The sequence below is a fragment of the Streptomyces sp. NPDC018693 genome (genome assembly GCF_044391385.1).
GTDB lineage: Bacteria > Actinomycetota > Actinomycetes > Streptomycetales > Streptomycetaceae > Streptomyces.
The window spans coordinates 1-11,636 of sequence record NZ_JBIRZZ010000037.1 but is presented as its reverse complement, the minus strand read 5'-3'; the positions used below and the strand labels follow the sequence as shown (position 1 = coordinate 11,636).

Sequence of the window (11,636 nt, the reverse complement as noted above, 5' to 3'; positions counted from 1 at the left end):
ACCCCCGCCCTGGCCACCCGCGGCTTCACGGCCGAGGACTTCGCCGAGGTCGCCGACGTCATCGCCGAAACACTCAAGCCGTCCTACGACGCGGAAGCCCTCAGGACCCGGGTCAAGGCCCTGGCCGACAAGCACCCGCTCTACCCCGGCCGGTAAGAGACAACCTTCCGCAGGGGCGTGCCCAAGACTGTTCGGCTCGCCCCTCCAATCCCACGGAGCATGGCGTGGCAATCAGCGTCTTCGACCTGTTCTCCATAGGCATCGGCCCCTCCAGCTCGCACACCGTCGGGCCGATGCGCGCCGCCGGGATGTTCGTCGCGCGGCTGAAGCAGGAGGGCGTACTCGCCCAGGCCACGGCGGTCCGGGCGGAGTTGTTCGGCTCCCTCGGTGCCACCGGCCACGGCCACGGCACTCCCAAGGCGGTGCTGCTCGGCCTGGAGGGCAACGAGCCGCACACGGTCGACGTCGCCCAGGCCGACCTGGACGTCGAGCGGATCCGCAGCACGGGCCGGATCCGCCTCCTCGGCGCGGAGATCGGCCCGGCCCACGAGATCGACTTCGACGCTTCGACCCAGCTGGTCCTGCACCGCCGGCGGTCGCTGCCGTACCACGCCAACGGCATGATCCTCTTCGCGTACGACGCCGACGGGGTGCCGCTGCTGGAGAAGACGTACTACTCCGTGGGCGGCGGCTTCGTCGTCGACGAGGACGCGGTCGGCGCGGACCGCATCAGGCCCGACGACACGGTCCTGGAGTACCCCTTCCGCACCGGCGACGAACTGCTGCGCCTGACCGAGGAGACCGGCCTGTCGATCTCCGCCTTGATGCTGGAGAACGAGAAGGCATGGCGCACCGAGGAGGAGATACGTGCCGGCCTGCTGGAGATCTGGCGGGTCATGGAGGCATGTGTCGCCCGGGGGCTGGGCCGCGAGGGCATCCTCCCCGGCGGTCTCAAGGTCCGTCGGCGGGCTGCGGCGGCGGCCCGGGCGCTGCGCAGCGAGGGCGACCCGGCGGGCCGCGCCATGGAGTGGGTGACGCTCTACGCGATGGCGGTGAACGAGGAGAACGCCGCGGGCGGCCGGGTCGTCACCGCTCCGACCAACGGCGCCGCGGGCATCATCCCCGCCGTCCTGCAGTACTTCCTCGAGTTCGTGCCGGGCGCCGACGAGGACGGCATCGTCCGCTTCCTGCTCGCGGCGGGCGCCATCGGCATGCTCTTCAAGAAGAACGCCTCCATCTCCGGCGCCGAGGTCGGCTGCCAGGGCGAGGTCGGCTCCGCCTGCTCCATGGCCGCCGGAGGTCTCGCCGAAGTTCTCGGCGGCAGCCCCGAACAGGTCGAGAACGCCGCCGAGATCGGCATGGAACACAACCTGGGCCTCACCTGCGACCCGGTCGGAGGGCTCGTCCAGATCCCGTGCATCGAGCGCAACGGCATGGCCGCGGTGAAGGCCGTGACCGCCGCCCGGATGGCCCTGCGGGGCGACGGGCGTCACCACGTCTCCCTCGACAAGGTCATCAAGACCATGAAGGAGACCGGCGCCGACATGAAGGTCAAGTACAAGGAGACGGCCCGCGGCGGCCTCGCCGTCAACGTCATCGAGTGCTGAAGAGGGGATCCATGGGACGGGTCACCGAGCGACGGCGTGTGCTGCGCATCCGGGACGGTGCGCCGAGCACGCGCCCGGACACGCTCGTGGCGGAGGAGCCACTGGAGATACGGCTCGGCGGCAAGCCGCTGGCGATCACCATGCGCACGCCCGGGGACGACTTCGCGCTCGCCGCCGGGTTCCTGGTGAGCGAGGGAGTCGTGGGCCGGACCGGGGACGTGGCGAACATCGTGTACTGCGCGGGCGCCACACAGGACGGCTCGAACACGTACAACGTCGTCGACGTGCACCTCGCCCCCGGCGTGCCGCTGCCCGACATCACGCTCGAACGGAACGTGTACACGACGTCGTCGTGCGGCCTGTGCGGCAAGGCGAGCCTGGACGCCGTACGGACCACGGCGCGCTGGCCGATCGCGGACACACCCCCGGTCCGGGTCACTCCCGAGCTGCTGGCGAGCCTGCCCGACCGTCTGCGGGCCGCGCAGCGGGTGTTCGACCGCACCGGCGGACTGCATGCCGCCGGACTGTTCTCGCCCGAGGGCGAGCTGCTGGACCTGCGGGAGGACGTCGGCCGGCACAACGCCGTCGACAAGGTGATCGGCCGCGCGCTGCGGTCCGGCGGACTGCCGCTGTCCCGCACCATTCTGCTGGTGTCCGGGCGGGCGTCCTTCGAGCTCGCGCAGAAGGCGGTCATGGCCGGCATCCCGGTGCTGGCGGCGGTCTCCGCGCCGTCCTCCCTCGCCGTGGACCTCGCGGTGGAGACGGGGCTGACACTCGTCGGCTTCCTGCGCGGCGGCTCCATGAACGTGTACGCGGGCGAGCAGCGCCTCGACCTGCGGGCCAGGGCAACCGCGGGGGCCGGTACATGATCCGGCTCGAAGGGTTCCGGCGCAGCCGTAATCACGGCAGTCTCGTCGTCCCGCCCCGACCGCGGCCACCCGGCACGCACAGGCGCCCCCGCCGCGTCGCGATGCTCAGTGTGCACACCTCACCGCTGCACCAGCCGGGCACCGGCGACGCCGGCGGCATGAACGTCTACATCGTCGAGCTCGCCAGGCGCCTCGCCGCCATCGACATCGAGGTGGAGATCTTCACCCGGGCCACCTCCGCCGCACTCCCGCCCAGCGTCGAACTCGCGCCCGGCGTCCTGGTACGGCACGTGGCCGCCGGACCCTTCGAAGGGCTGGCCAAGGAGGACCTCCCGGCCCAGCTGTGCGCCTTCACCCACGGCGTGACGCATGCCTGGGCGGGCCTCCACCCCGGCCACTACGACCTGGTCCACTCCCACTACTGGCTGTCCGGCCACGTCGGCCGTCTCACCGCCGAGCGCTGGGGCGTCCCGCTCGTGCACGCCATGCACACCATGGCCAAGGTCAAGAACGCCAACCTGGCCGACGGCGACACCCCCGAACCCGCCGCCCGCGTCGTCGGCGAGAGTCAGGTCGTACGGGCCGCCGACCGGTTGATAGCGAACACCGAGAAGGAAGCGCACGAACTGCTGCGGCACTACGACGCCGACACCGGCCGGGTCGCCGTCGTCCACCCCGGCGTCAACCTGGAGCGCTTCCGGCCCGACGCCCGTGGTGTCCCGGCCGGACGAGCCGCGGCCCGGTCCCGCCTCGGTCTCCCGCAGGACGCGCTGATCCCCCTGTTCGTGGGCCGCATACAGCCGCTGAAGGCCCCGGACGTGCTGCTGCGCGCGGTGGCCCGGTTGCTGGCGGAGCGGCCGTGGCTGCGCGAGCGGATGGTGGTGCCGGTCGTGGGCGGGCCCAGCGGCAGCGGACTGGCCAGGCCGGAGGGACTGCAGAAGCTGGCGGCCCGCCTCGGCATCTGCGACGTCGTGCTGTTTCGGCCGCCGGTCGGCCAGGACCGGCTCGCCGACTGGTACCGGGCGGCGTCCGTGCTGGTCATGCCGTCCCACAGCGAGTCCTTCGGCCTGGTGGCCGTCGAGGCACAGGCGTGCGGCACCCCCGTGATCGCCGCCAGAGTCGGCGGGCTGCCGGTGGCCGTACGGGACGGCGTGAGCGGCGTTCTCGTATCCGGGCACGATCCGGCGGACTACGCACGGGCGCTGGGCGGCTTCGCCGACGACCCGGTCCGCTCCGTCCGGATGAGCGAGGCCGCGGTCCGGCACGCCCGGTCCTTCGGCTGGGCCACGGCCGCGGCGGCCACGGCGGAGGTGTACACGGCGGCCCTGCTCCGTCGTGGCCGCGGTCCTCGCACGGCCGGCGAGGGACGACTGCGGTAGCTCCGGTGCGAACTCCCGTCCGGGCGGGTCACCCTTCTGCTCGCCGAGGCGCACGCCGGTCGTTCTCTTGACAGGACGTCGTCGGGCGGGCTTTCTTAGACAGGTTGCGTATCACGCTACTGTTGTGCGATTCGCAACGAAGTGGCTCTGGTTCCCCTACACCGCGGAGTAGCGCTACAGATGACTCGAAAGCCACCTGCCGAGGACCCCGGCGACGCCCGACTGCGGGTCGGCCCGCCGAAGGAGTACGCCGCCGGCCTTCCCGCGGTCACCTCTTCGCTGCGGCATGCCGGCGAACAGATGGGAGCCCGCCGCAGCCTGCTCACCCTCCTCCGGGTGAATCAGAAGGAGGGCTTCGACTGTCCCGGCTGCGCCTGGCCGGAGCCTGACCACCGGCACAAGGCGGAGTTCTGCGAGAACGGCGCCAAGGCCGTGGCCGAGGAGGCCACCGTACGGCGGGTCACCCCGGACTTCTTCGCCGAGCACACCCTGGAGGACCTGCTTCCGCGCAGCGACTACTGGCTCGGGCAGCAAGGGCGCCTCACCCGTCCCATGTACCGTCCGGCCGGCGCCGACCGCTACCGGCCGATCTCCTGGGACGACGCCTTCGCCGTGATCGCCCGCGAAGTCAACGCGCTCGATCACCCGGACCAGGCCGCCTTCTACACCTCCGGACGGGCCAGCAACGAGGCCGCGTTCCTCTACCAGCTCTTCGTCCGGATGCTCGGCACCAACAACCTGCCGGACTGCTCCAACATGTGCCACGAGTCCAGCGGCTCGGCCCTGGTGGAGACCATCGGCATCGGCAAGGGCAGCGTCAGCCTGGAGGATCTCCACGAGGCCGACCTGATCCTCGTGGTCGGCCAGAACCCCGGCACCAACCACCCCCGGATGCTCTCCGCGCTGGAGAGGGCCAAGCAGCGGGGAGCGCGCGTCATCGCGGTCAACCCCCTGCCCGAAGCCGGGCTGCTCCGGTTCAAGAACCCCCAGAAGCCCTCCGGCGTCATCGGCGGCGGCACCAAGCTGGCGGACCAGTTCCTGCAGATCAGGCTGGGCGGCGACCAGGCACTGTTCCAGGCATTCAACCGCATGCTGCTGGAGGCGGAGGACGAGGCACCCGGCCGCTGCCTGGACACCTCGTTCATCGAGCGGTACACGCATGGCTTCGAGGAGTTCGCCGAGCATGCCCGCAAGGTGTCGTGGGAGGAGATCCTCAAGGCCACCGGCCTGCCCGAGGAGGAGATCCGGACCGCGTTCGGCCATGTGCTGGCCGCCAAGAAGATCGTCGTCTGCTGGGCGATGGGACTGACCCAGCACAAGCACTCCGTGCCCACCATCCGGGACGTCGTCAACTTCCTTCTGCTGCGCGGCAACATCGGCCGCCCGGGCGCCGGCCTCTGCCCGGTGCGCGGTCACTCCAACGTGCAGGGCGACCGCACGATGGGCATCTACGAGAAGCCGGACGCCGCGTTCCTGGACCGGCTCGGCGCCGAGTTCGCCTTCACGCCCCCGCGGCACCACGGCCACGACGCGGTCGACAGCATCCGCGCCATGCGCGACGGCGACGTACGGGTCTTCGTCGCGCTGGGCGGCAACTTCGTGGCCGCGGCCCCCGACACCGACCTGACCGAGCAGGCGTTGCGCGGCTGCCGTCTCACCGTACAGATCTCGACCAAGCTCAACCGCTCGCATGTCATCGCCGGGGAGCAGGCCCTGATCCTTCCGTGCCTCGGCCGGACCGAGGCCGACCTGCGGCCGAGCGGGCCGCAGTCGGTGACGGTGGAGGACTCCATGGGCATGGTGCACCTGTCGCGGGGACGGCTCGCGCCCGCGTCCGAGCACCTGCTGAGCGAGGTCGCGATCATCTGCCGGATGGCACGGGCCACCCTCGGGGAAGCGGACCCGCAGGTGCCGTGGGAGGAGTTCGCGTCGGACTACGACCGCATCCGTGACCGTATCGAACGCGTGATCCCCGGCTTCGAGGACTTCAACGCCCGGGTACGGCAGCCGGGCGGCTTCGCCCTGCCCCACCCGCCCCGCGACGAGCGCCGTTTCAACACCGCCACGGGCCGGGCCAACTTCACCGTGAACCCGGTGGACTTCCCGCGCGTGCCTGAAGGCCGGCTGCTGTTGCAGACGCTGCGCTCGCACGACCAGTACAACACCACCATCTACGGGCTGGACGACCGCTATCGCGGGATCCACCAGGGACGCCGTGTGGTGTTCGTGCACCGGGACGACCTCGCCGCACGCGGTCTGGCCGACGGCGATCTCGTCGACATCGTCAGTGAGTACGAGGACGGTGTGGAGCGCAGGGCACCACGCTTCCGCACCGTCGCCTTCCCGACCCCCCGCGGCTGCTGCGCGGCGTACTTCCCGGAGACCAACGTCCTGGTGCCGCTCGACTCGACAGCGGAGATCAGCAACACCCCCACGTCAAAGTCCATCGTGGTCCGGCTGGAGCCGGCTGCCGGAGCGTGAACAGGGGAAGATCCGGGTGGTCGGCATGAGGACGCCGGCCACCCGGACGCCTTTTGTCGCCACCGCCGAGGAGGGATTCACCCGCCGGTCCCGCAGGCCACCGCGAGCAGCCGGGACGCCTTCAGTCGGGTCTCGTCCCACTCGCGCTCGGGGTCCGACCCCCAGGTGATGCCCGCGCCGGTGCCGAAGCGCAGGACGGAGCCGCCGGTCATGGTCCGGTCGATCCAGAAGGTGCGGATGCCGACGGCCAGCTCGCCGATGCCCCGGTCGGCGTCGACCCAGCCGATGGCGCCGCAGTACGGGCCGCGGGGTACGGTCTCCAGCGTCTCGATGATGCGCAGCGCGCTGGACTTGGGGGCGCCGGTGACGGAGCCGGGCGGGAAGGCCGCCGCCGGCAGCTCCGGCCAGCCCGTACCCTCGGCGAGTTCGCCACGCACGGTGGAGACCAGGTGCACCAGGCCGGGGTGCTGTTCGACCGCGCACAGCGCGGGGACGGTCACCGAGCCGGTGGCACAGACACGGCCCAGGTCGTTGCGGACCAGGTCCACGATCATCACGTTCTCCGCCCGGTCCTTCTCCAGCAGGTCCGCGGCGGTCCGCCCGGTGCCCTTGATCGGCCCGGACTCCACGACCCGGCCGACCCGGCGCAGGAACAACTCGGACGAGGCGGTGGCCACCTCCACGCCGTGGGCGGGCAGCCGGACCGTACCCGCGTACGGGGCCGGGTTGCCCCGGGCCGGCAGCGCGGTCAGCGCGTCCACGTCGGAGGGAGGTCCCCCGGGCTCTGGCAGGGGCGCGGACAGCACGCGGCAGAGGTTCGCCTGGTGGACCTCGCCCGCCGCGATGTGCTCACGGATCCGCCGCACGCCCGCGGTGTATGCGGCGCGGTCGAGCGAGGACGCCCAGTCACCGGCGGCGGGGCCGCGCCAGGCGCCGGGCCGTGAGGCGGGCACGGGCTCGCGGCGTACGTCCCCGAAGCGGGCGCAGACCAGCCGGCCCTCGAAGTCCGCGACCACCGCCCAGAACCGGTCGAGTCCAGGGCCGCGGGGTCGCCGGTGACCTCCCGCAGGTCCGTGGCGACGAGTTCGCCGAAGCGGGCGAGAGGGGGCAGGTGGGGCGCCCCGCGCACACCGCTGTGGGCCGCGTGTGGGGCGGAGCGGGAGCCGAGCAGCGATTCTCCTTTCGGCACACAGGGCGCCAAGGACGTGAGCCTCCCGGAGCACAGCGGTGCTCCGGGAGGCTCACTGAGTCGGACGTCTGCCTATGTGGCGCGCACGTTCACCGCGCTGTCGGCGCCGTCCTTGGACCCGTTCGACGAGGTCCCGTTCTCCAGGCCCTCCTCGATCGCGGTGACGGCCTGGTCGATGAGCCGTTCCTCCTGTTTCTTGCGCTGGGCGGCCAGATAGGCGTGGTGTTCCCGGCGGAAGGACTTGGCCGTGGCGAGGCATATCCCGATCATCACCAGGCTGAAGGGCAGTGCCGTGATGATGGCGGCTGTCTGCAGCGTGGACAGCGACGAGGTTCCCGTGCCGCTGGCGATCAGCAGGGCGATGGCCACGGCGCCCTCGGCGGCGCACCAGAACACGCGGCTCCATTTCGGCGTTTCGGGGTCGCCGCCGGAAGCCAGCACATCGACCACGTAGCTGCCGGAGTCGGAGGAGGTGACGAAGAACAGCACGATCAGCAGGAGCGCCATTCCGGCGACGAGCGAACCGCCCGGCAGGGTGTCGAGCAGCTGGAAGAGCGCGCTGTCCGTACCGACCGTGCCGTCGTCGCCCACGAGTCCGCCGGCACCGACCGTCTCGCGGTGGAGTGCCGAACCGCCGAAGACGGCGAACCAGACGAAGGTCAGCAGAGTCGGTACCAGCAGCACGCCGGTGACGAACTCACGTACGGTCCGTCCGCGGGAGATACGGGCGATGAAGACACCGACGAACGGGGCCCAGGAGATCCACCAGCCCCAGTAGAAGACCGTCCAGCCGCTGACCCACGCGGTGCCCTCGGCGCCCTGGCTGGCGCCGGTGTCGAAGCTCAGCGCGAGGAGGTTCTGCAGGTACGCGCCGATGTCCTCGACGAAGCCGTTGAGGATGAACAGCGTGGGGCCCGCGACGAGCACGAACGCCATCAGGGCGCCGGCCAGGCCCATGTTGATGTTCGACAGCCACTTGATGCCCTTGCCGACGCCCGTGACCACGGAGAGGGTGGCGAGCAGGGTGATGCCGACGATGAGGGCGACCTTGAGGGACGTGCCGGGGTCGGTCACCCATCCCTGGAAGCCGAGCCCCGCCGAGATCTGCAGGACGCCGAAACCGAGCGAGGTGGCCACGCCGAAGACGGTGCCGACGACGGCGACGGTGTCGATGGCGTCACCCCAGGCGCCCTTGATCCGGTCGCCGAGGAGCGGCTCCAGGGCCCAGCGGATCGAGAGGGGACGGCTCCTGCGGTGCACGGCGTAGGCGACGCCGAGACCGACCACGACATAGACGGCCCAGGGGTGGATCCCCCAGTGCAGGAACGTCTGGACCATGGCGAACTCGCTCCGCTGGGCCTCGCCTTCGCCGACGCCCGGCCTCGGCGAGACGAAGTGGTTCAGCGGCTCGGCGACACCCCAGAAGACAAGACCGATACCCATACCCGCGGCGAACAGCATCGCCAGCCAGGAGGCCATACCGAACTCGGGTCGCTCATCGTCCTTGCCGAGCTTGATGTCTCCGAAGCGGCCGACACCGACCCAGAGGGCGAAAATCACGAAGAGTGAGACCAGGGCGGTGTAGTACCAGCCGAGGCCACTGATGATCTCCTCCTGCACGGTGGAGATGACGTCCTGGGCGGAGTCCTTGAAGATCGTGGCGTAGAGCACGAAGGCGACGATGATGATCGCGGACGGCCAGAAGACACGCGGGGCGATCGACGTCGAACGGGAGCGGGGCCCCGATTTCTCTTGATCCGCGATGTCTGGCGATTGCGCCGTCTGGGGAGTAGCCATGCTCTCTTTCCTTCTGTTCGTCGGGCTCGGGCATGGTCGTTGGGATGGCGAGTGCTGCTGCGCGGCACCAGGCCGGTGGCGTGTTGCGTAATAAGAAGCTGTTCGCTGTTGGCGCAACAGCGAACAGGCCCTGGGTCCCGCCGTCAAGTCCCCTGGCTTCAGTCGTCGGACTCGCGACCGGCATCGGAATGGAGCTGTGACACGAAGGTGACCGGCCGTGTCCGACTTCCGCCATCGAGTCCGCCCGACACCCCGGGGCGGACTTCGGCGCCTTGACCCCCGGTCCGCGCTCCACGATGCTGTGTTGCGGAAGATGAGATGCGTGCCGCAATAGGCAACATCCGATTCGGATCTCGTATCAGCCGAGGAGTGGTCATGACTCACCAGGTCCGTGCTGTCGTCGCGCGGGGGAAGGGTGCCCCCGTCAGCCTGGAAACGATCGTCGTGCCCGATCCGGGCCCGGGGGAGGCACTGGTCAGGATCGAGGCATGCGGGGTCTGCCACACCGATCTGCACTATCGCGAGGGCGGCATCAACGACGACTTCCCGTTCCTGCTGGGCCATGAGGCCGCGGGTGTCGTGGAGTCGGTGGGGGAAGGGGTCAGTGATGTCGCACCCGGTGACTTCGTGATCCTCAACTGGCGTGCGGTGTGCGGGCAGTGCCGGGCCTGTCTGCGTGGGCGGCCGTGGTACTGCTTCAGTACCCACAATGCGAAGCAGAAGATGACGCTGCTGGACGGTACGGAGCTGTCGCCGGCGCTGGGCATCGGGGCGTTCGCGGAGAAGACGCTGGTGGCGGCGGGGCAGTGCACCAAGGTCGATCCGTCGGCGTCGGCGGCGGCGGCCGGTCTGCTGGGATGTGGGGTGATGGCGGGCATCGGTGCGGCCATCAACACCGGCAATGTCGGGCGTGGTGACAGCGTGGCGGTCATCGGGTGCGGCGGTGTGGGGGCCGCGGCGGTCGTGGGGTCGAGCCTGGCGGGTGCGGCGAAGATCATCGCGGTGGACATCGACGACGCGAAGCTCCAGACCGCGAAGAGGCTGGGTGCGACACACACGGTCAACTCCAGGAGCGCCGACGCGGTCGAGGCGATCCGTGAGCTGACCGAGGGCTTCGGTGCCGATGTGGTCATCGAGGCGGTCGGCCGTCCGGAGACGTACCAGCAGGCGTTCTACGCCCGCGACCTGGCCGGCACGGTGGTCCTGGTCGGCGTTCCCACTCCGGAGATGAAGCTGGAACTGCCGCTGCTGGACGTCTTCGGGCGGGGCGGGTCGCTGAAGTCGTCCTGGTACGGCGACTGCCTGCCGAGCCGGGACTTCCCGATGCTCATCGATCTCTATCTGCAGGGCCGCCTGGACCTGGACGCCTTCGTCACGGAGACGATCGCGCTCGACGACGTCGAGAAGGCGTTCGAGCGGATGCACCGGGGCGACGTACTGCGCTCGGTGGTGGTCCTGTGACGTCCGGCGCCCGCATCGAACATCTCGTCACCTCGGGCACGTTCTCGCTGGACGGGGGCACCTGGGACGTCGACAACAACGTGTGGATCGTCGGCGATGACACCGAGGCGATCGTCATCGACGCCGCGCACGACGCCGAGGCGATCGCCCGGGCCGTCGGTGACCGGCGCCTCATCGCGATCGTGTCCACGCACGCGCACAACGACCACATCGACGCCGCGCCCGGACTGGCGGCGCTCACCGGCGCCCCGGTCCTGCTCCACCCGGACGACCTGCCGCTGTGGAAACAGACCCATCCCGACCGGGCGCCGGACGCCGAACTCGCGGACGGCCAGGTCATCGCGGTGGCCGGTGTCGAGCTGACCGTGCTGCACACACCCGGCCACGCCCCCGGCGCGGTCTGCCTGTACGCGCCGGCCCTCACCGCCCTGTTCAGCGGCGACACGCTCTTCGCGGGCGGGCCGGGGGCGACGGGTCGGTCGTACAGCCACTTCCCGACCATCGTCGACTCCATCCGGGACCGGCTGCTGACGCTGCCGGGCGACACCGTCGTCCATACCGGGCACGGGGAGACGACCACCGTCGCCGCCGAGGCCCCGCACCTGCAGGAGTGGATCGACCGAGGCTTCTGACCGCACTTTCCGCCACGCGGCGCACGCCCGCTCCCGGCCCCGCAGGCCGAGGAGCAGGTGTGCGCCTTTCGTTTCTCATCACGCTCGACACTGCGTGATGCGCAACTCGTTGAGGTGACTCAACCGGCCCTCTGCATGCCTTGACAAGGGTTGTGGGCGACTCCAGACTGATGTTGCGCTTACCGCAATCAGTTTCGCTATACGCACCGAGGTGGTCATGT

At 70.5% G+C, this 11,636-nt stretch carries 7 protein-coding genes and 2 pseudogenes; 7 read left to right on the top strand and 2 right to left on the bottom strand.

The annotated features are described in order from the left end of the window. From ACH5AC_RS38240 to ACH5AC_RS38220, 5 genes and pseudogenes are all read left to right on the top strand, one after another. Positions 1–156 (top strand): annotated as a pseudogene (locus ACH5AC_RS38240) (serine hydroxymethyltransferase); the annotation flags it as partial. A gap of 68 nt (positions 157–224) precedes the next feature. Further along, positions 225–1,607 carry an L-serine ammonia-lyase gene (locus ACH5AC_RS38235; RefSeq protein WP_398866978.1) on the top strand — a complete coding sequence of 461 codons (1,383 nt, stop codon included), beginning with the start codon at positions 225–227 and terminating at the stop codon, positions 1,605–1,607. 11 nt (positions 1,608–1,618) lie between these two features. Then, positions 1,619–2,476: a formate dehydrogenase accessory sulfurtransferase FdhD gene (gene fdhD / locus ACH5AC_RS38230; protein ID WP_398866977.1), complete on the top strand. Its 858-nt coding sequence runs from the start codon at positions 1,619–1,621 to the stop codon at positions 2,474–2,476. Further along, positions 2,473–3,855, top strand: coding sequence for a D-inositol-3-phosphate glycosyltransferase (gene mshA, locus ACH5AC_RS38225; RefSeq protein WP_398866975.1), 1,383 nt, complete (start codon positions 2,473–2,475; stop codon positions 3,853–3,855). The genes fdhD and mshA overlap by 4 nt, the downstream gene beginning before the upstream one ends. A 180-nt stretch (positions 3,856–4,035) precedes the next feature. Then, positions 4,036–6,336, top strand: a complete 2,301-nt coding sequence (locus tag ACH5AC_RS38220) for an FdhF/YdeP family oxidoreductase (RefSeq protein WP_398866974.1) — start codon at positions 4,036–4,038, stop codon at positions 6,334–6,336. Between the two features lie 77 nt (positions 6,337–6,413). On the opposite strand, the pseudogene ACH5AC_RS38215 reads toward ACH5AC_RS38220, so the two are convergent. Together ACH5AC_RS38215 and ACH5AC_RS38210 are read right to left on the bottom strand one after the other, a co-directional pair. Continuing rightward, positions 6,414–7,465 (bottom strand): annotated as a pseudogene (locus tag ACH5AC_RS38215) (chorismate-binding protein). Between the two features lie 132 nt (positions 7,466–7,597). Further along, positions 7,598–9,322, bottom strand: coding sequence for a BCCT family transporter (locus ACH5AC_RS38210; RefSeq protein WP_398866973.1), 1,725 nt, complete (start codon positions 9,320–9,322; stop codon positions 7,598–7,600). 375 nt (positions 9,323–9,697) lie between these two features. On the opposite strand from ACH5AC_RS38210, the gene ACH5AC_RS38205 reads away from it, so the two are divergent. Together ACH5AC_RS38205 and ACH5AC_RS38200 are read left to right on the top strand one after the other, a co-directional pair. Further along, positions 9,698–10,783: an S-(hydroxymethyl)mycothiol dehydrogenase gene (locus ACH5AC_RS38205; protein WP_398866972.1), complete on the top strand. Its 1,086-nt coding sequence runs from the start codon at positions 9,698–9,700 to the stop codon at positions 10,781–10,783. After that, positions 10,780–11,415, top strand: coding sequence for an MBL fold metallo-hydrolase (locus tag ACH5AC_RS38200; protein ID WP_398866971.1), 636 nt, complete (start codon positions 10,780–10,782; stop codon positions 11,413–11,415). Before ACH5AC_RS38205 ends, ACH5AC_RS38200 begins: the two co-directional genes overlap by 4 nt. The last annotated feature ends 221 nt before the right edge of the window (positions 11,416–11,636 follow it).